Annotated in this window: 14 protein-coding genes and 1 pseudogene; 11 read left to right on the forward strand and 4 right to left on the reverse strand. The window is 46.6% G+C overall.

Annotated features, from left to right (window positions below; genetic code table 11):
- Positions 1 to 177 precede the first annotated feature (177 nt).
- Positions 178 to 1,608, reverse strand: a pseudogene (locus AOC28_RS01255) (IS1182 family transposase).
- Between the two features lie 206 nt (positions 1,609 to 1,814).
- Positions 1,815 to 2,792 (reverse strand): transaldolase, encoded by a 978-nt coding sequence (tal, locus tag AOC28_RS01260; RefSeq protein WP_072582192.1) that lies wholly within the window; start codon positions 2,790 to 2,792, stop codon positions 1,815 to 1,817.
- 101 nt (positions 2,793 to 2,893) lie between these two features.
- Here tal and rpiA point away from each other — a divergent pair, with 101 nt between their 5' ends.
- Complete coding sequence (gene rpiA / locus AOC28_RS01265) at positions 2,894 to 3,604, forward strand: ribose-5-phosphate isomerase RpiA (RefSeq protein ID WP_072582193.1); 711 nt, start codon at positions 2,894 to 2,896, stop codon at positions 3,602 to 3,604.
- A 270-nt stretch (positions 3,605 to 3,874) separates the two neighbouring features.
- Here the strand turns inward: rpiA and AOC28_RS01270 are convergent, their stop codons facing one another.
- Entirely contained in the window at positions 3,875 to 4,147 is a 273-nt protein-coding gene (locus tag AOC28_RS01270; RefSeq protein ID WP_072582194.1) for an oxidative damage protection protein, read from the reverse strand.
- A 41-nt stretch (positions 4,148 to 4,188) separates the two neighbouring features.
- Positions 4,189 to 5,553 carry an amino-acid N-acetyltransferase gene (gene argA, locus AOC28_RS01275; RefSeq protein ID WP_072582195.1) on the reverse strand — a complete coding sequence of 455 codons (1,365 nt, stop codon included), beginning with the start codon at positions 5,551 to 5,553 and terminating at the stop codon, positions 4,189 to 4,191.
- 53 nt (positions 5,554 to 5,606) lie between these two features.
- On the opposite strand from argA, the gene hrpA reads away from it, so the two are divergent.
- The 10 genes from hrpA to xth all read left to right on the forward strand — a co-directional run bounded on the left by hrpA (position 5,607) and on the right by xth (position 19,312).
- Positions 5,607 to 9,629, forward strand: coding sequence for an ATP-dependent RNA helicase HrpA (gene hrpA / locus AOC28_RS01280; protein ID WP_237767709.1), 4,023 nt, complete (start codon positions 5,607 to 5,609; stop codon positions 9,627 to 9,629).
- Between the two features lie 69 nt (positions 9,630 to 9,698).
- Complete coding sequence (locus AOC28_RS01285) at positions 9,699 to 10,736, forward strand: cytochrome D1 domain-containing protein (protein WP_072582196.1); 1,038 nt, start codon at positions 9,699 to 9,701, stop codon at positions 10,734 to 10,736.
- Entirely contained in the window at positions 10,727 to 11,533 is an 807-nt protein-coding gene (locus tag AOC28_RS01290) for a polysaccharide deacetylase family protein (RefSeq protein ID WP_237767710.1), read from the forward strand. The genes AOC28_RS01285 and AOC28_RS01290 overlap by 10 nt, the downstream gene beginning before the upstream one ends.
- A gap of 3 nt (positions 11,534 to 11,536) precedes the next feature.
- Entirely contained in the window at positions 11,537 to 12,508 is a 972-nt protein-coding gene (locus AOC28_RS01295) for a sterol desaturase family protein (RefSeq protein WP_072582197.1), read from the forward strand.
- Between the two features lie 29 nt (positions 12,509 to 12,537).
- Positions 12,538 to 13,407, forward strand: coding sequence for an EI24 domain-containing protein (locus tag AOC28_RS01300; RefSeq protein ID WP_072582198.1), 870 nt, complete (start codon positions 12,538 to 12,540; stop codon positions 13,405 to 13,407).
- The gene (locus AOC28_RS01305; protein WP_072582199.1) at positions 13,400 to 14,260 is read left to right on the forward strand and encodes a molybdopterin-binding protein; all 861 of its coding nucleotides are present in this window, start codon (positions 13,400 to 13,402) and stop codon (positions 14,258 to 14,260) included. The genes AOC28_RS01300 and AOC28_RS01305 overlap by 8 nt, the downstream gene beginning before the upstream one ends.
- Before the next feature lie 199 nt (positions 14,261 to 14,459).
- Positions 14,460 to 15,875 carry a type I glutamate--ammonia ligase gene (gene glnA / locus AOC28_RS01310; RefSeq protein ID WP_072582200.1) on the forward strand — a complete coding sequence of 472 codons (1,416 nt, stop codon included), beginning with the start codon at positions 14,460 to 14,462 and terminating at the stop codon, positions 15,873 to 15,875.
- Positions 15,876 to 15,955: 80 nt separating this feature from the next.
- A complete protein-coding gene (glnL, locus tag AOC28_RS01315; protein WP_255407110.1) occupies positions 15,956 to 17,023 on the forward strand; it encodes a nitrogen regulation protein NR(II) in 1,068 nt (355 codons plus the stop codon).
- Positions 17,020 to 18,471 (forward strand): nitrogen regulation protein NR(I), encoded by a 1,452-nt coding sequence (gene ntrC, locus AOC28_RS01320; protein WP_072582202.1) that lies wholly within the window; start codon positions 17,020 to 17,022, stop codon positions 18,469 to 18,471. The genes glnL and ntrC overlap by 4 nt, the downstream gene beginning before the upstream one ends.
- Entirely contained in the window at positions 18,464 to 19,312 is an 849-nt protein-coding gene (gene xth, locus AOC28_RS01325) for an exodeoxyribonuclease III (protein ID WP_072582203.1), read from the forward strand. Before ntrC ends, xth begins: the two co-directional genes overlap by 8 nt.
- The last annotated feature ends 115 nt before the right edge of the window (positions 19,313 to 19,427 follow it).

Raw genomic sequence — 19,427 nt, forward strand, 5'->3', positions numbered from 1 at the left:
AAAAACCCAAAATACTTCCATTGATTTAGATTTAAAGCGTGTACACGGGTTTTGGCCTTAAATCAAACGCTTCTGGTTGAGGCAACAATTCTGTTTTGGTAATTTGTGATTTTTTAGTAACGCCTCGTAGAGGCGTTACTCAGGCCTGTTTATTACGGATTGAGTAAGGCTTTCGCCTTATGTCGCCATCGCCTTCATTAGATTGCTGCTACCCATGATGTTCATCACTCGTTTAAGGTTGTAAGCCAGGATATGTAGACTCATTTCTGTACTGACGTGCTCTTTGGTTTTGGTGAGGAAGTGCGTCGCCCCCATCTAGCTCTTGAGTGTGCCAAAAGTATGCTCAATCGTGCAACGCCTAATTTTCATCGCATCAGGCATGGCTTCTAGGTTGTCCTGCATTTGATCTAGCATTGCTTCATGTTCCCAGCGCTTGACTCTTCTGTTTGTTCCGGTAGTGCACTGAGGCTTTAAGGCGCAGGTTCTGCAGCTCGAGCTCCAGTATGCAATCAGATTCTTACCATGCTCCACGGTTTTAAATCGCTCTATTAATACTTACCCTGCAGGGCACTCGTATTCATTTTTATCAGGGTGGTAGATAAACGCATTCTTATCAAACAGGCCGTGAGATCGATTGCTAGACGTTTTACATTTAGGCATGATGGGAGTGACACCCAAGTCCATGCAGTCTTTGAATTGTTCACCACTGTAATAACCCTTGTCCGCCACTACGGTCAGCTGCGTTACTTGCAGCGCTTCTTTGACTTGGTTTGCTATCTTAGCTAGGCTACTGCGATCATGACCGACATTAGTTAACTCATGGGCAACGATGAGATGGTTCTTCGTGTCCACGGCTGCCTGTACGTTATAGCCCACGATACCGCCTCCACGGTGTTGCATCGACCGGGCATTGGGATCACTCATGGAGATCTGTTTATCTGGTGCTGCTTGTACTTTTTCTTCAATAGCTTGTAGCTGTGCCATCTGGGCTTTAAACAAATCGATACGCTCAGCCAACCGAACTTGATGTGGCGTGGACCCTGCAGGTGAGCGCAGATCAGCTGCCTCTAAGTCTTTTAAATACTGCGCAATACTAGCTTCAGCTTCTTGGATACGACGTTTGATCTTGGCCTGGGTGAAGTTCTGATCGGAGCTGTTCACTGCTTTAAATTTACTGCCATCGACTGCCGCCATCGCGTCGGTAAAGAGATTCATCTGACGGCACAGTTCAATAAACTGGGCGCAGACTTTACGGATGGCTTTGCCATTCTCTTTACGGAAGTTCGCAATGGTTTTAAAGTCAGGAGCTAAGCGGGTAATGAGCCACATGAGTTCAACATTACGTAGCGCTTCAGTTTCAAGGCGACGAGTCGATGCAATACGGTTAAGGTATCCATAGACATACAATTTCAACAGCACTGCAGGATGATAGGACGGCCTACCAGTATCAGCAGGAACTACTCCTTCAAAACCTAAACTCTTTAAATCTAATTGATCGACAAACAGATCAATGACGCGCACGGGATTTTCTTCGGTGATGTACTCATCAAGCAGCTCAGGTAATAAAGTACTTTGGGTTCGATCTTGGCCAGTAATGAATCGTTTCATCTTCATGAACATCCGTTAATTAGTGATACTTAATTAACGTTTGAGGCCGATACAGTGTTTACAAAAACAGGGGGATTATTGGGGGTTTTTACACAGCCTCGGTCGAAAGCAGCCATTGCAGAGGTGGTGAAAGCCGTCCTTGCTTTACATAGATGTCTCAGCATCAAGAGGGCCCTGCGTTTAATAAGCTGTAGTTCTAATCTCAATTACTTGGCTAGTAGCGCTTCCAACTTCTCGGTATCCACGCAAAAGTTCCGAATACCTTCAGCCAATTTCTCGGTAGCCATTGCATCATTGTTGAGCTGCAGGCGGAAACTGGATTCATCTAGCTTTAGCGGTGCGATGCCTTCCGCCTCTAATGCTGCTTTGGTATTAGCAGCATCGAGTTTTGCCTCGACTGAGGTATGACTGCTCTGGAGCTCAGCCAATAGCTCTGGACTAATAGTCAAAAGATCGCAACCGGCTAACTCTAATATCTGACTAGTATTTCTGAAGCTGGCACCCATGATTTCAGTGGGGATGCCAAAGTGCTTGTAGTAATGAAAGATTCTCCTCACCGAAGTGACGCCAGGATCATTTGCACCACCATTGGTGCTATCACTCCAGTTATTACTTAGTTTGGCTTTATTCCAATCAGTGATGCGGCCCACAAATGGAGAAATAAGTTTTGCATTGGCTGCACCACATGCAGCCGCCTGCACGAGTGAGAAGAGCAGGGTCATATTGCAATGAATACCTTGCGCCTCTAATTCTTTGGCGGCGGCAATGCCTTCCCATGTTCCTGCTAACTTAATCAAAATCCGTTTACGGTCAATGCCATGAGATTCATATAGTGCAATTAAATGCTTTGCTTTAGCTACAGTACCTTTGGTATCGAAAGAAAGTCTGGCATCAACTTCGGTAGAAACACGTCCCGGAACAATCTTCAGAATCTCTAAACCAAACGCAACCAAGATGTAGTCCACCAAATCGGTCGGGCTCATACCTGGATGCGCTGCCTTGACCGACTGGACCAAATCTTGATAATTGCTTTGTTGAACAGCTTTCAGAATCAGGGATGGGTTGGTAGTCGCATCTTGCGGCTGAAACGCCTGCATGCGCTCAAAATCGCCTGTATCAGCCACAACCGTGGTGAGTTTCTTGAGTTGTTCCAGTTGGCTTGGTGATGAGGGGGCGCTATTCATGGGCTTGCTCGCTGCTCTAAGGTGGTTTTCTTGTAGATATCATATGATAGATGGATTAATTACTCAGTTCCAGTTAAGGCATAAGGGCGTTCAGCGGGCATATGAATCAAGATCAACTAAAGCAAATGGTGGGTGTGGCAGCTAGAGATGAAGTGCTAAAGCTTCCTGCCGGTCAGATTTTGGGTGTTGGCACAGGTTCCACCGCAAATTGCTTTATTGATGCACTTGCGCCGCATAAGGACCATTTCGCCGGAACAGTATCGAGCTCCAATGCAACCACTGAGCGCTTACTGAAACATGGTTTTAAAGTGCTAGACCCAAATGATGTTCAGGGACTACCAGCCTATGTTGATGGTGCGGATGAAATTGATCCGGCAGGACACATGATTAAAGGTGGTGGTGGTGCGCTTACTAGAGAAAAGATTATTGCCTCCATGGCAAAGCAATTTATTTGTATTTGCGATTCATCTAAGCAAGTGCCGGTACTGGGCAATTTTGCATTGCCAGTAGAGATCATTCCGCTTGCGAAAGGTGTTGTTAGTCGTGAGTTAGAAAAATTAGGTGGTCAGGTCAGTCTGCGTCTAGCGAAAAGCACTAGGGCTGATTTGAAGCAAACACCAAGCGAGCCTTTTGTCACCGATAATGGCGGGTGGATCTTGGACGTAGCAGGCCTCAAAATTGTCAACCCTATTCAGATGGAAGCGCAAGTCAATCAAATTGCTGGAGTGATTACTGTTGGGTTGTTTGCTAAAGAAAAAGCCAATATATTGCTAGTCAGTAACGCTGCTGGTGTTGAGCGTATCGCACTCTAATCATTGTTGTAAGTAATAAAAAACCCGACGGGGTATGCCCATCGGGTTTATTTGCCATGGTATGCATGGCGTAGATAATCGGAAGGTAATTAGTTCCGACATCTATAAGTGCACAGATGCACTTATCTTAAGTGGCTTTCGCCAATGTAGCGAGACACCAAAACTGCCTCACCACGACTTCATCCTACGCTCATCGTTGGCAGTGTCAATACCAATTGGCAATATATTTTTCAACAAATCAATTGCTGCAACACTGCACCCGATATTCAATCACTCTGAAGGGGGAACGTAACCTTGGGCCATATCAGCTCCACCCTCAAAGAAGTACTTTTCTACCTGCTTTAGGAGGTACTGGCGTGCGCGGGGGTCTGCCATATTGAGGCGGTTTTCATTAATGAGCATGGTTTGGTGCTTTAACCAAGCTGCCCAAGCTTCCTTAGAGACTTGATTCCAAACCTTTTTACCTAGCTCGCCTGGAAGCGGGGCAAAATCCATTCCCTCAGCTTCTTTATTGAGTTTGATACATTGAACCATGCGTGCCATCTGTAATACCTTTCTAATATTGCTTATGTTTCTGAAGTTGCTTATAAGTCTTTAGTTAAAACCATGGACTTACGGTCCCAGTTATAGATCTGCTTTCTTTCTTCTGGCAGGTCATCTACTGATGCCCGTTTAAAGCCACGCTTTAAGAACCAGTGTTCAGTCCTGGTAGTGAGAACAAATAATTTTTTAATGCCTTCTTGCTTAGCGCGCATTTCAACACGCTTCAATAGGCGTTCACCATCTCCGGATCCTTGAACGTCGGGATCTACCGCGAGACAAGCCAACTCACCAACGCCATTCGGGAATGGGAAGAGGGCGGCGCATCCAAAGAGAACGCGGTCATGCTCAATGACTGAGAAGCGCTGAATATCACGCTCAATCACGTCTTGACCACGTGCTGCCAAGATGCCCTCATCTTCAAGCGGCATCGTCAACTGCAAAATACCGCCTACATCATCTTGATTAGCTTCACGTAAGTTCTCGATATCAGATGAGGCTAGCATCATGCCAATACCATCATGAGTAAAGAGCTCCTCTAGGAGGGCTCCATCCTGATTGCAGGGCAAAAAGTGAACCCGGCTAACGCCTGCCCGTATTGCTCTGCCAGAGATACTGAGCAAACTCTTCATGCCTAGATCCATATCTTTGTTCTGCGCGACATATTCTTGCAGTTGCGGCATGGAGAGTTCGGTAATGAAATCACCCTCAGTATCTTTTAAACCCGCATATGGACTTAAGAAGATCAACTTATCCGCTTTAAGAGCTGCGGCAGTGGATGCAGCTACATCTTCGTATGCCAGATTAAACGCTTGGCCTGTTGGTGAGAAACCTAAAGGAGACAGCAACACAATCTTATTGCTATCAAGAGACTGTCTAATCGAGCTAGAGTCAACTTTGCGTACCAAACCAGTATGGATGTAATCAGTGCCTTCAACAACACCCACAGGCATTGCAGTAATAAAGTTTCCTGAGATCACAGAGATGCGTGAGCCAGCCATTGGAGTGTTTGGTAGGCCACGACTAAATGCTGCCTCAATATCGAGGCGCAATTCACCAGCTGCCTCTTTAACGCACTCTAGTGCAGCTGCATCGGTAATCCGATAGCTGTGCAGGGCGCTCTTGCCAAACTTGCTTTTAATATTCCGGAGCATCAACTGCTCTTCAATCTGTGGGCGGATGCCGTGAACCAAAACAATACGCATACCCATGGCATGGAGCATGGCGATATCTTCAATCAGATTCTCAAGGCCGATTTCTTGGACAAGTTCACCCGCAAAGGCGATCACAAAGGTCTTCTCGCGGAAGCTATGAATGTAGGGCGCAACATCGCGCAACCACCCCACGAAAGGGAAGTTGGAGGTCGTTTCTTCGGCCATTAAGGCCTGGTTCGGTGCATTTGTTGGCATAGTGAGAAAATTATAGGGTGCAAGAGCCTATAAACCAACAAAAACCCAAAGCAATGCCACAGCCTGTGCCTGCTTCCAACACCTTACGTAAGCTAGAAATTCGCTTTCCAGAGGAATTGCCGGTCTCTGGTCAGCGTCAGCTGATCAAGGATGCCCTGCAGAGCCACCAGGTAGTGATTGTGTGCGGTGAGACTGGCTCGGGCAAGACTACCCAGCTTCCGAAGATTTGTTTGGATTTGGGGCGAGGCACGATTAATGGCGGCAAGCTTATTGGCCATACTCAACCTCGCCGGATTGCAGCCACCGCTACGGCTAAGCGTATCGCCCAGGAGCTTGGTTCGCCCATTGGCCAAGATGTGGGCTATCAAGTTCGCTTTGCTGATAAGACTAGCCATACCGCCTCTATCAAACTGATGACCGACGGTATCTTGCTAGCAGAGACTCAGCGAGACCCTCAGTTACGTGCTTATGACACGCTCATCATTGACGAAGCGCATGAACGAAGTCTGAACATTGATTTCTTATTGGGATATCTGCGCCAGCTACTCCCAAAGCGGCCAGATCTCAAGCTGATCATCACCTCGGCAACCATCGATGCCCAGCGTTTTGCCGAACACCTTGCCATGAATGGCAAGGTGGCACCCGTTATTGAAGTCAGCGGTAGATTGTTTCCGGTAGAGCAACGTTATGCACCGCTGGAGCCGGATGCCAAGCCGGATGGCAAAAAAGAATCCAAAACTGCCAAGGAAATCCCAGATGCGGTGACGGAAGAGATCGCCAGTTTATGGCGAGAAGGAGCAGCGGGCGCAGGAGACGTATTGGTCTTCTTGCCAGGCGAGCGTGAGATACGCGATTGCGCAGAAGCCTTACGTAAAGATCATGTCTTGCAGCAACGCTTTCATCCCGAAATTCTGAGTTTATTTGCTCGTCAATCGGTGGCTGAGCAAGAGAGGGTCTTTAGCCCAGGTAATGGGCGGCGCATCATTCTGACAACCAACGTTGCAGAAACCTCGTTAACAGTGCCGAACATTCGGTATGTGATCGATAGCGGCCTGGCGAGGGTCAAACGCTACTCCTATCGCAATAAGGTAGAGCAGTTACAAATTGAACCCATCTCGCAAGCTGCTGCCAATCAAAGAGCAGGGCGTTGCGGTCGTGTATCCGATGGCATCTGCGTGCGTTTATATAGCGAGCAAGATTATCTAGGGCGGCCTAAATTTACTGATCCAGAGATATTGCGTAGCTCGTTAGCTGCAGTGCTGTTGCGCATGAGCTCCTTACGCTTACCCAAGATCCAGCATTTCCCCTTCATTGATAAACCCTTGGGTAGAGCAATTGCGGATGGTGTGCAGCTTTTGGATGAATTAGGTGCAATTGAATTTGATGAATCAGAGCCTGCAGATGGCAAGGATATTAATAACAGCTTCAAGCTCACTGCTATTGGCAAACAATTAGCAGACTTACCCCTTGATCCGCGCATTGGCAGAATGCTCTTAGCTGCTAAAGAGCAGAATGCCCTAAAGGAAGTCACCATCATCGCATCTGCTTTGGCAACTCAAGATCCGCGCGATCGTCCAATGGATCAGGCTGCAGCAGCAGATCAAGCTCATCTACAGTTTGCTGATGAGCGCTCTGAGTTTCTGAGTTTCGTCAAACTCTGGAATTGGTATCAAGATGCTCTACAACACAAACATAGCAATCGACAGCTTGAGAATCTATGCAAGAGTAAATTTCTGTCACCTCGTCGCTTACGTGAATGGCGCGATGTACATGGCCAGTTGCATACGATGCTTGGTGAAAAGGGTTGGAAAGAAAATGCTTTGGCCGCAACGTATGAACAGGTACACCTTTCTTTATTAACTGGCCTGCTCGGATATGTAGCCAAAAAAGAAGAGGACGAGAAATCTCAAGATCGCAATAGCAAAACAGGTGGTTACGTAGGGGCGCGGGGTATTCGTCCATTCATTTGGCCTGGTTCTACTATTGGCAAAAAGGCAGGCGCCTGGATTTTGGCTGGAGAGTTGCAAGAAACGAATCGCATGTATGCCAGAACAATTGCGAAGATTGAGCCGCAATGGGTGGAGCGTGTTGCTGCGCATCGCCTAATCAAATCCCTTAGTGATCCTTTCTGGGATAACCGTCAGGGCGAGGTGATGGCGTTTGAGCGGGGCACTTTGTATGGCTTGCCGATTTATCATGGCCGTAGGGTTCGATATGAACCACACAATCCCGAGGAAACTAGGGAGTTATTTATTGGCCAAGCCCTGGTACAGGAAGAAATGTTTGGGCGCATGGATACGCCTGCACTCCAGCGTGAAACAGAAACCGATGCCAAGAAAAAATATCCTAATGTGTTTGGATTCTTTTGGCATAACCGACGCTTGATTAAAGAAATCGAAGCCTTAGAACATCGCTCTCGTCGACCAGATGTATTGGTAGATGATGATTTGCTATTCGCTTTTTATGAGTCTCGAATACCTAAAGAAGTGCGTAGTCGTGAGAGTCTTAAGGCGTGGTTAACGAAAGATAGAAATACCGAAAAAGGTCTTGATACTCAACTTCGCCTAGAAAAAGCGGACTTGATGCGCCATGAGGCGGCTGGTATCACCGTAGATCGCTATCCAAAGACGATGTTAGTCGGTGGTGCACAGCTGAGTCTCACCTATCACTTCGAGCCTGGCAGCCCGAAGGATGGTGTAACCCTGGTCGTTCCTTTGACGCAACTTAATCAAGTGGATGGCCGTCGTTGCGAATGGCTTGTTCCTGGCATGTGTGAAGAGAAGGTGTTGCTGCTTCTTAAATCATTGCCGCAGAAATTAAGACGCCATTGTGTGCCATTGCCTGATTACGCAAAGTCCTTCCTTGAGCGCAAGTTAGAGGAGAAGCAGTTCGGCGTTGGTGACTTTCTAGATAGTTTGATTGGCGATATTCGCAAAGAGCGTGGCCTAGAAATTAAACGCACAGACTTCAGGCCAGAATCTCTGCCTCTGCACTCTTCGATGAATTTTCGTCTGATTGACGAACATGGACGCCAGCTCGAGGTAGAGCGCAACTTGGCTCGCTTACGTTCAGAGTATGGGCAGACTGCCCGTAATGCCTTCCAGGCCATTGCTCAAGAGACTGCTCAGGTCGAATTGGGAGTGGAGCCACCAAGAGGCGAAAAATCTAAATCTCACGCAACCAACCCTGATGCGACTCGTAAGATCGAACAGGGCGGATACCGCACTTGGGAGTTTGGCGAGTTGCCAGAAACTTTAGAGATTCAGAAGGGAAACAAAACTTTATTTGGTTACCCCGCTCTAGTGGATCGCATCGACTTTTGTGATCTCGAGGTATTTGATGATTTAGAGGAGGCTCGCAAACAGCATGCTTTAGGACTACGTCGCTTATTTGCGCTGAGTAATAAAGATACGCTCAAAGCCCTACAAAAACAATTGCCCGGTATACGTGAGTTGGGTTTGCTATTTATCAATGTGGGATCGGTAGAGGGCTTGATTGATCAGATTCTGAATATTGCCCTTGAGCGTGCTTTTATGACCGAGCAACTTCCAGTGAATGCAGAGCAATTCGCCGAGCGCCTTCAAGCCGGAAAACCAAGATTGGCACTTATTGCCCAAGAGATATCTCGCCACGCATTAAATGCATTGCAAGCCCATGCAGATTTGCAGAAAAAGATTGCTAGTGCAAAAGCAGCTTCGCCAAGTGCTTATGCCGATATACAGGTACAGATGCAGGGATTGATCTTCCCAAAGTTCGTGGCGGAGATACCGTATTCGCAATTGGTGCATGTGCCACGCTACTTAAAAGCAATTGCGATGCGGATTGATAAATTACGATCAAATCCTAGTCGTGATGCCCAATGCCAAAAAGATTGGGAATCGGTTGCTCGTCCGTGGCAAAAACTGATGCAAGGCAACAAGGGGTCTGCCTCTTATGCGATGGCTGAGGATCAGGCTTTAACGGATTTTCGTTGGCAGCTGGAAGAGTTGAGAGTGGCTTTGTATGCTCAAGAGCTTAAAACCCCAACCCCAATGTCCTTAAAGCGGCTCGAAAAGGTTTTAGCAAGCTTGCGCTAGGTCAAATCCAAAGCATATCCACTGGATTTTGAGGCCTATTCAGTCTCCCCAATTGCTTACAATGGAGGGATGTACAAATTTATCAAGATTAGAGGTTTTCGCACAATCGCGACCTCTGCATTATTGGCGCTTTTGTTGGCCAATCAAACTGCTTCTGGGCAAACCACTAGCCCCGTAGCCTCAGCAACTCCTGCAAATCAACCCAAGTTGGCGGTGATTCTGAATTCTGGTTCTGCATCTGTCAGTTTGATCGATATGAACACACGTGAGGTTGTTAAAACAATCCCGGTTGGTAAAGAGCCTCATCACCTCATGATGACCCCTGATCAAAAATCATTATTGATTGCCAATGCTGCAGGTAATGATGTTGTATTGATGAATCCAACTACGGGTGAGCTGACTGGCAAGATTCCGAACATTATTGATCCATACCAAATCGGTTATTCCCCAAACCACAAATGGTTTATAGCCAATGGCAATCGCTTGGATCGAGTGGATATTTATGCTGCCGACAGTGCAAATCTCAAATTAGCTAAGACCGTAAAGCTAGGTAAGACACCCAGTCATATTGCTTTTACATCGGATAGCAAAATTGCATTTATTACTTTGCAAGACTCTAGTGAACTTGCTGCAATAGATCTTGAAACACAAAATGTATTGTGGGTGATTCCTACGGGTAAAGTGCCTGCTGGTTTGTGGATGACGCCTGGAGATCAATACCTTTTAGTTGGCATTACTGGTGAAGACTATGTTCAGGTGATCGACTGGAAAAATCGCAAAGAAGTGAAGCGCATCCCTACAGGTAAGGGTGCTCATAACTTTCGCCCTTTAGGGGATAAGAAGCATGTATTTGTAAGCAACCGTATTGCTTCTACGATCAGCTTGATCAATATGCAAACCTTGGAGAAGGTGGGCGATATCACTGGACTGCCGGCCGGTCCAGACGATATGGAAATTACTCCAGATGGTAAAACAATGTGGGTTACTTTCCGCTTTTCCAAAAAGGTTGGGGTAATAGATATTCCAACAATGAAGTTGGTAACAGTGATTCCAGTTGGTAAGTCACCACATGGTGTGTTTTTCACTCCAAGGGCTGGATGGGAATAATTAATATCATGAAGCGCCTAAGTCCTAACGCATTCATTCGTATCGCAGCCGTGCTGATGCTCGGCTGTTTTTCATTGGGCGCCAATGCTCAAGTCGCAGAATGTAGCAAGAAGGTCTACCTCACCTTCGATACCGGCAATATGTCAGTTGCTGAAAAAGTGGCTGAGATTCTCAAGCGGCAAAACGTAAAGGCTACTTTTTTCTTGGCTAATGAAAAAACTTACCGTGGTGACTTTGCCTTAGATGACTCTTGGAAACCCTTTTGGCAGCAATTGGCAAAGGAAGGCAATCATTTTGGTAGCCATACTTACGACCATGATTACTTTGTAAAGGATGGCCCTAAGGGGCAGGTTTTTGAGAAACAGCAATTTGGTCCAAAGGCAGGAGAAACTGTTCTATATAACGAGGCAGCAATGTGTAAACAGATTCGTCGGGTTGATCAGCGCTTTCAAGAAATGACGAGCCAGCCATTACAGAAAATTTGGCGTGCGCCAGGTGGTAAAACTTCCCCTACCTTGATTCGAATAGGGGATATGTGTGGCTATCAACACATTGGCTGGGCTCCCGCCGGTTTCTTGGGGGATGAGCTGAACTCAGAAAAGCATCCAAACAGCGCTCTGTTAGAAGGGGCGAGCAGAGACCTCAGGGATGGCGATATCACGATGGCTCACTTGGGTATTTGGTCCAGAAAAGATCCATGGGCACCCGCGGTTTTGGAGCAGTTGATTGTTAACCTGAAGGGCCGTGGTTTCTGTTTTGGGCTACTGCCCAAAGATTCTGCAAATCAGTCAAAATAAAGCATGGACCTCACTACCGTCACCTCCATGATTGCGAATGCTTATGCCAGCGTTCAGGAGCTTCTATTCGCTAATGTAGTGGGTCCGATTCTGTACCAATTCGACTTAATGTCTTGGGCTGAGGATGTGTTTGATGGGATCGATTGGTTCTTGTTTGGTTGTGTTCAGCTCTTCTTAATTCTGGTTGTATTAAGAACGTGGGAGCGCCTGGCCCCAGCAGAAAAGCAAGAGCGTTTTTCAAAGTCGAGTAGGGCGGACGTTCTGTACACCTTATTTCATCGTCTGGGAATATTTCATGGCTTGATTTTTATATGCCTATCTGGATTCTTTTTTGAGATTGATTCCATCCTGCATGATTTTCGTTTTGATCGCCTGAATGTAGAGTCCTGGTGGCCAGGCGTGACCTCAGTCCCCGTTGTTAGCTTTTTGATCTATCTCATCATTCTGGACTTTGTAGATTATCTTTACCATCGCGCATCACATGTATTTAATTGGTGGTGGCAGTTACATGCCTTGCATCATAGTCAAACAGTGATGACTGCCTGGTCCGATAATCGCAATAACATTCTCGACGACATCATGCGTGCAACCTTCATGGCTTTCTTCGCGCTATTGTTTGGCGTTTCCCCGGGACAATTCATCACGTTGATTGCGCTAAGCCAATTTATTCAAAGTTGGCAGCATGCCAATATTAAGGTTCACTTAGGGTCCGTTAAATACTTATTGGTTTCCCCAATGTTTCACCGCATGCATCACGCTGTGGGCTATGGGCATGAGGCTATCGGTAAGCCCGGCGTATTAGGCGGTTGTAATTTTGGTATTTTGTTTCCGTGGTGGGATATGTTATTTGGAACGGCCATCTTCACTAAAGAGGTCTATCCTACGGGAGTCAGAAATTTAACTGTTTCAGAAAATATCCTCACTCAACAATGGCAAAGCTTGGTTCGTGCCATTAAAGAATTCAAGCCTAAGTAGACTGCAAGTCTGCAGGCAATAGGAGTTGTATGGTCGGATTACCGCAAGTGTTTAAATCGTTTGGCATGGCATTAGTTGGAACCATGCATCCGCGAATGTTATGGCTGAGCTTCAGGCCATTTTTGATCGTCTCAGTTTTATGGGGTTGCCTCATTTGGCTCACATGGACTCCAGCATTAGAAACATTAAGCATCTTTCTAACAACTTCTGTCTTTACTAGTTGGATACAAGAGGGTTTAGTGTGGGCGGGCTTTGAAAATGCCAGGGCATGGATTGCGCCATTATTTTTTGTCATGCTAATCATCCCTTTGATTACGATTAGCTTGTTAGTCTTTATTGCGTTTTCAACGGTACCCTCGATTGTGAAGATTGCCTCTAGGCAGTCACAATTTCAGGATCTAGAGTGCAAGAAGGGCGGCGGCTTCTTTGGCAGTTTGATTTACAGCCTATGGTCAGCCCTCATTTGTCTTGCATTGGTGATGCTCACCTTGCCTGTGTGGTGGGTTCCTCCGTTGGTGGCCGTCTTGCCTCCATTACTATGGGGCTGGTTAACGATGCGCCTGATGTCGTATGACGTTCTGGCAAAGCATGCCAGCTCGGAAGAGCGCGATCTTCTGCTTCAAAAGTATCGCTGGCCATTGCTCTGTATGGGTATCGCATCAGGGATGTTGGGCGCAGTGCCAACCTTCTTCTGGGCTACCTCCGCATTGGCTTTGGTGTTATTTCCAATAGTGAGTTTTATAGCTCTTTGGATTTATTCTCTGATTTTTGTGTTTGCTGCTTTATGGTTTAGCTATTTCTTATTAGATGCACTCAAGCAATTGAGAGAAGAAGAGTTGGATCAAGCGCTCACAGTGCAATCTCGCGTTGTTGATATGGAACTGCCCTACCATGGTTGATGCAATTAAAAGAGTTGAAATAGAAGTGCCGAGCAAAGCCCAACGTCGCTTTGGGTTAATCGTGATTGGTGATGAGATCTTATCTGGTCGTCGTCAAGATAAGCACATGAGTAAGCTTATCGAGCTGCTCAATGAGCGCGGCCTCAGTCTTGCATGGGCTAAATACGTTGCCGATGATCCCGAGCAAATTACTGCAACACTCAAAGACAGTTTTGCAAGTGGTGATGTTGTGTTTAGTACTGGCGGCATTGGCGCCACGCCAGATGATCACACCCGTCAATGCGCGGCACTTGCTCTGGGTACAAAAACTGAGTTACATCCAACTGCGCAAGAATTAATTGCTGGTCGCATTCAGTCGATGGCAGAAGGTGATCCATTCAAGTCAGATTTAAGCACTCCAGAAAATCAGCATCGCTTCAAGATGGGGGAGTTTCCGATTGGTAGTGAAATTATTCCAAACCCATACAACCAAATTCCAGGGTTTCGGATACAGGAGCATCACTTTGTACCCGGCTTTCCGGTAATGGCTGCGCCGATGATGGCTTGGTGTTTGGATACTTACTACAAGGATCTATTCCATCAAGAAAATTGGGCAGAGCAAAGCTTCATTGTTCCTAAGGGAGTTGAATCTACCTTAACCCCCTTAATGGAGCGCATAGAGGCTAATTTTCCGGGGGTGAAGGTCTTTAGTCTCCCTTCTGTCGGTGACGCCTCTAAGGGGGGTGTTTATGCCCAGCGTCATATTGAGCTGGGGATTAAGGGCAATGCCAACCTTCTAGAAAGCGCTTGGATTGCCTTGAGAACAGGCACCCAAGAGCTGGGTTACGAAATCCACGACATCGGCCAGTCTTAGTTGCACTAAAAAGGTGCAAATAGGGGTATTTAGGCTTGTATGAGGGGTATTTCAGCACTTAAACAGTGCAATAATGAGAGTTCCCATTTGTTTGCTTCAGTAAATTAGATACATCCAGTAGGCGTGTTTGGTGCCTGGAATGAATAAGGGTGTATGCCTTAAGTTTTGATTCCGAATTTAGTTAATAGAGGAGATTTGCATGACGAAGACCGTCGCTGATGTGATGAAGTTGGTTAAAGAGAAAGAATGTACTTTCGTTGATTTCCGCTTTGTGGATACAAAGGGTAAAGAACAACACACGACAGTGCCTATCTCTGCTTTTGACGAAGATAAATTTGAGAGCGGCCATGCATTTGACGGTTCCTCTATCGCTGGTTGGAAAGGTATTGAAGCTTCAGATATGTTGCTCAAGCCAGATCCAACGGCTGCATACATCGATCCATTCTATGAAGAGCCAACTTTGGTTCTCACATGTGACGTTATTGAGCCAGCTGATGGCAAAGGTTATGACCGTGACCCACGTTCTATCGCTAAGCGCGCTGAAGCGTATTTGAAGAGCACCGGCTTAGGTGATGCCGCTTACTTTGGTCCAGAGCCAGAGTTCTTTATTTTTGATGGCGTGCGTTGGGGTGCTGATATGCAGGGTTGCTTCGTGAAGATTGATTCCGAAGAAGCTCCATGGTCATCTGGTGCAGAAATCGAAGGTGGTAACACTGGTCACCGTCCAGGTAAAAAAGGCGGTTACTTCCCAGTTGCTCCTGTAGATACATTTCAAGATATGCGTTCTGAAATGTGCTTGATTCTTGAGTCATTGGGCATTCCAGTTGAAGTTCATCACCATGAAGTTGCTGGCCAAGGCCAAAACGAATTGGGCACTAAGTTCAGCACATTGACTCAACGCGCTGACTGGACTATCTGGCAGAAGTACGTTGTTCAGAACGTCGCGCATGCTTATGGCAAGACAGCAACTTTCATGCCTAAGCCAGTAGTTGGCGATAACGGTTCTGGTATGCACGTACACCAATCCGTTTGGAAGAACGGGGAGAACTTGTTTGCTGGTAACGGTTATGCAGGTTTGTCAGAGTTTGCATTGTTCTACATTGGCGGCATTATCAAGCACGCTAAAGCATTGAATGCAATTACCAACCCAGGTACAAACTCATACAAGCGTTTGGTTCCAGGCTTTGAGGCTCCAGTGAAATTGGCTTACTCAGCACGTAACCGTTCTGCTTCAATCCGTATTCCACACGTTCCAAATCCTAAGGGCCGTCGTATTGAGACTCGTTTCCCAGATCCATTGGCTAACCCATACCTCTGCTTCTCAGCATTGCTGATGGCTGGTTTGGATGGCGTACAGAACAAGATTCATCCAGGCGAAGCTGCGGACAAGAACTTGTATGACTTGCCACCAGAAGAAGATGCAAAGATCCCAACCGTTTGCGCAAGCTTGGAAGAGGCATTGGACGCATTGAAGAAAGATCACGAGTTCTTAACTCGCGGTGGAGTATTTACTGAATCTATGATTGATGCATATATCAATTTGAAGATGGAAGACGTCACACGTTTCCGTATGACTACTCATCCAATCGAATTTGATATGTACTACTCCCTGTAAGCGAAGGAGAGAACTTGAGCGCAGGTCTGTTGCGCAATTCGTTCAAGGGAGCAGCTACGGCTGCTCCTTTTTTTCCGACATTGCTTGATCAGATGCCCAATGCCATCGTGGTATTTGAGGCTGAGAACCAACAATTGGTGTACGTGAACCCGGCTGCCGAGTCAGCCTTGGACCTCTCGCGTAAATCACTTGAGGGTCAATCTGTGCACAACTTATTTGGTGACAACTTAGCATTAAGTGACATGATTTCTGAGGTGAAACAGGGTCATATATTAGCCCAACGCCAAGAAATGGTTTTGCATTCATTGCCGGGTAGCATTCATCAAGATTCCACTCCAGCGCATGTAGTGGTTGCAGCTTTAGAGGATCCCGCACTGATCATGATGGAGTGGTTTCCGATCGATCAACAGTTGCGTAGTGAGCGCGATGAACGCGTGACACAGCAAGTTGAAGCAAATAAACAATTAATGCGTAATTTGGCGCATGAGATTAAAAACCCATTGGGCGGTATTCGTGGGGCAGCGCAGCTATTAGAGTTTGAGTTACCAGACAAAGGCTTGCGCGAGTACACGCAAGTCATCATTAAAGAGTCAGATCGCCTGCAGACTTTGGTTGATCGTCTTTTAGCGCCGCATCGCAAAGCGCATGTGATGGAATCTTTTAATGTGCACGAAGCATTAGAGCGCGTGCGTAGTTTAGTCTTGGCAGAGTTTCCAAAGGGTTTACGAATTATTCGTAACTACGATACAAGTCTGCCCGATGTCTTAGGCGACCGAGAGCAATTGATTCAGGCAACCTTAAATATTGTGCATAACGCTGCACAAGCGCTTTCTGAAGAGATTAGCAGTGGCATTGCACAAATTGAGCTGAAGACCCGCGTGGCACGTTCGGTCACGATTGCAAAGCATCGCTACAAATTAGCGATGGATCTGCATGTGATTGACAACGGCCCTGGCATTCCAGAAGAAATTATTGAGCGCATCTTCTTCCCATTAGTTTCGGGAAGAGAGGGTGGCAGTGGGCTTGGTCTTACCCTAGCGCAAACCTTTGTTCAGCAACACCAGGGGTCTATTGCTTGCAATAGTCGTCCAGGACGCACCGATTTTCATATTCAAATTCCATATCGTAGGCAGGAGAAAGCATCATGAAACCAATTTGGATCGTTGACGATGATCAATCTATTCGTTGGGTCTTAGAAAAAGCTCTAGCGCGTGAAAATATTCCGCACAAGAGTTTCTCTAATCCAAATGACGTTCTGAATGCCCTAGAAAAAGAAGCTCCACAGGTGCTGATCTCCGATATTCGTATGCCGCGTGGCAACGGCTTGGATTTATTGCAGCACGTGAAGGCAAGTCATCCGAATTTACCAGTCATCATCATGACGGCGTATTCTGATTTGGACTCCGCTGTCTCTTCATTTCAAGGTGGTGCATTTGAATATCTCACCAAACCTTTTGATGTCGAAAAGGCGATTGAATTAATTCATCGTGCGGTAGAGCAGGGCATCCGCAATGACTCTGGTGCGAAAGAGTTAACTGCGTGGAGACAAGACGCCACTGAGATTATTGGTCAAGCACCAGCAATGCAGGAAATTTTTCGTGCCATTGGGCGCTTAGCGCAATCTAACGCCACAGTCCTGATTACTGGAGAGTCCGGCACTGGTAAAGAGTTGGTTGCCCACGCCCTGCATAAGCACAGTCCATGCGCCAAAGGGCCATTTGTCTCATTAAGTACTTCGGCTGTGCCAAAGGATTTATTGGAGTCGGAGTTATTTGGTCATGAGCGCGGTGCTTTCCCAGGTGCGCAGACTTTGCGTCGAGGTCGTTTTGAGCAGGCTGACGGCGGTACTCTATTTTTAGGTGAGGTAGGTGACTTACCTTTTGATCTACAAACCCGTTTACTGCGCGTTCTGACTGACGGACATTTTTATCGCATCGGTGGACAAGACCCGATTAAGGCAAATGTTCGGATCATTGCTTCGACACATCAAAATCTAGATGCAAGAGTCACCGCTGGTTTCTTCCGTGAAGACTTGTTGCATCGGTTGAATGTGATTCGTTTGCGCATGCCTTCATTACATGAGCGTAGTGAAGACATTCCAATGTTAGCTAGACATTTCATGTTGAGCTGCGCGAAGTCTTTGGGCGTTGAACCTAAAAAATTGTCAGATGAAGTCTTAAAAGAAATGAGCGCAATGCCATTTCCGGGAAATGTACGTCAATTAGAGAACTTATGCCACTGGTTAACGGTGATGACGTCTGCAAACGTGATTGGCGTAAGTGATCTTCCGGCTGATATTGTTTCAGAAACGAGTGAACAACCCATCGTTATTCACGGCGAGTCTTCGCCAAGCAATCCCGTTGCTGCCAAGGTTGCTGTAGGTGACTGGGAGAATGGTTTAGGACGTCTAGCTGTCAAGATGTTGCAAGATGGCGATAAAGAAGTTTTTGATGCCTTGACCGCACGTTTTGAAAGGGCAGTATTGCAGGCAGCTTTAGAAGTTACTCGTGGCAGAAGAGTAGAGGCTGCCCAGCGTCTAGGTATTGGCCGAAATACGATTACCCGTAAGTTGCAAGAGCTCGGTATTGATGACTGATTCAGTTCGAATAGCTGCGTGGAATGTGAACTCCTTAAAGGTTCGCCTTCCACAAGTGCTTCGTTGGTTGCAAGATCAAGAAAGCAAGAAACAACCGATTGATGCGCTCTGCTTGCAAGAGCTTAAGCTCACGGATGATAAGTACCCCCATAAAGAGCTTGAAGATGCGGGTTACCTCAGTTTAGCTGCTGGTCAAAAGACTTATAACGGCGTTGCGATCATCTTGCGTAAAGCGGCACTCGCACCTATCGCTTCAGATATGGAAACAGCCTTTCTGAAGCCCACTAGAAACATACCCAACTACGAAGATGAGCAGCAGCGCATTCTCGCGGCGACAGTTTGCTTTGCTGGTACGAAACCGATGAGACTGGTATCAGCGTATTTTCCAAATGGGCAATCGCCCGATAGCGAGAAGTTTCAATACAAACTTGGTTGGTTGAAGGCATTAAAAACCTGGTTAACAGAAGAGCTCCAGCAGAATGAACGCTTGGCACTTTTAGGCGACTTTAATATTGCCCCAGCAGATGAAGATGTACATGACCCTAAGGCATGGGAAGGGCAGAACCTGGTTTCACCACCAGAGCGTGATGCATTTCAAGATCTGATCAAGCTTGGGTTTCATGATTCATTCAGAATGTTTGAGCAGGCGCCAAAGACCTTTAGTTGGTGGGATTACCGCATGATGGGTTTCAGAAGAAACGCCGGTATGCGGATTGATCACATCTTGCTGAGCGAAGCACTCAAGGATAAATGTAGTGCCAGCATGGTAGACAAAGAGCCAAGAGCCTGGGAACAGCCTTCAGACCATACTCCAGTGATTGCGCAGATCCAAAAGTCTTAATCCGAAAGCCTAGGGCTTACACTAGCCCGGCATTCTGAATCTTGCTTTATCCTTATGATTAGTATCGATAATTTCCGCTCTTAGATGAAGCAATCAGTTTAAAAATTAAGCGCTT

The organism is Polynucleobacter sp. MWH-Adler-W8, from assembly GCF_001889925.1.
Taxonomy (GTDB): domain Bacteria; phylum Pseudomonadota; class Gammaproteobacteria; order Burkholderiales; family Burkholderiaceae; genus Polynucleobacter.

What these genes read in the sequence shown, in the direction of transcription:
- xth (WP_072582203.1), top strand. Translation starts at nt 18,464, where the DNA reads ATGACTGATTCAGTTCGAATAGCTGCGTGGAATGTGAACTCCTTAAAG.
- AOC28_RS01270 (WP_072582194.1), bottom strand. Translation starts at nt 4,147, where the DNA reads ATGGCACGCATGGTTCAATGTATCAAACTCAATAAAGAAGCTGAGGGA.
- tal (WP_072582192.1), bottom strand. Translation starts at nt 2,792, where the DNA reads ATGAATAGCGCCCCCTCATCACCAAGCCAACTGGAACAACTCAAGAAA.
- AOC28_RS01300 (WP_072582198.1), top strand. Translation starts at nt 12,538, where the DNA reads ATGGTCGGATTACCGCAAGTGTTTAAATCGTTTGGCATGGCATTAGTT.
- ntrC (WP_072582202.1), top strand. Translation starts at nt 17,020, where the DNA reads ATGAAACCAATTTGGATCGTTGACGATGATCAATCTATTCGTTGGGTC.
- rpiA (WP_072582193.1), top strand. Translation starts at nt 2,894, where the DNA reads ATGAATCAAGATCAACTAAAGCAAATGGTGGGTGTGGCAGCTAGAGAT.
- AOC28_RS01285 (WP_072582196.1), top strand. Translation starts at nt 9,699, where the DNA reads ATGTACAAATTTATCAAGATTAGAGGTTTTCGCACAATCGCGACCTCT.
- hrpA (WP_237767709.1), top strand. Translation starts at nt 5,607, where the DNA reads ATGCCACAGCCTGTGCCTGCTTCCAACACCTTACGTAAGCTAGAAATT.
- argA (WP_072582195.1), bottom strand. Translation starts at nt 5,553, where the DNA reads ATGCCAACAAATGCACCGAACCAGGCCTTAATGGCCGAAGAAACGACC.
- AOC28_RS01295 (WP_072582197.1), top strand. Translation starts at nt 11,537, where the DNA reads ATGGACCTCACTACCGTCACCTCCATGATTGCGAATGCTTATGCCAGC.
- AOC28_RS01305 (WP_072582199.1), top strand. Translation starts at nt 13,400, where the DNA reads ATGGTTGATGCAATTAAAAGAGTTGAAATAGAAGTGCCGAGCAAAGCC.
- glnA (WP_072582200.1), top strand. Translation starts at nt 14,460, where the DNA reads ATGACGAAGACCGTCGCTGATGTGATGAAGTTGGTTAAAGAGAAAGAA.
- AOC28_RS01290 (WP_237767710.1), top strand. Translation starts at nt 10,727, where the DNA reads ATGGGAATAATTAATATCATGAAGCGCCTAAGTCCTAACGCATTCATT.